This is a genomic window from Thermorhabdus hydrogeniformans (genome assembly GCF_049310025.1).
Lineage (GTDB): Bacteria > Bacillota > Thermosediminibacteria > Thermosediminibacterales > Tepidanaerobacteraceae > JBJYKD01.
Map to the genome: position 1 here is coordinate 1 of NZ_JBJYKD010000107.1, position 280 is coordinate 280.

Consider the following 280-nt stretch of genomic DNA (forward strand, 5'->3'; position numbering starts at 1 on the left):
TTTCCAACCACAATATCTTTCATATTCTCAACAATCGAAGAAACCAATTCCTCTTCATGTTCCCTTAGTACAACTAATCTGGAAATTGAAGTGCATCGCTGGCCTGTAAGAGAAAACGCTGCATCGGTTATCTCTCGTGCTGCGTGGGGGATATCCTTATAATCTGCAACAATTGCAGGGTTTTTCCCGCCCATTTCAAACTGCAGTTTAGTAAAATTATTGGAAGCCTTTCTGTTAATCTTCTTCCCTACATCAGTTGATCCAGTAAAGGTTATGCCTT

At 40.4% G+C, this 280-nt stretch carries 1 protein-coding gene; it reads right to left on the minus strand.

Going from position 1 to position 280, the window contains the following annotated elements; all coding sequences use genetic code 11:
- The coding region (locus ACKX14_RS15685) for an aldehyde dehydrogenase family protein (protein ID WP_422449304.1) at positions 1–280 on the minus strand (280 nt) is incomplete at both ends.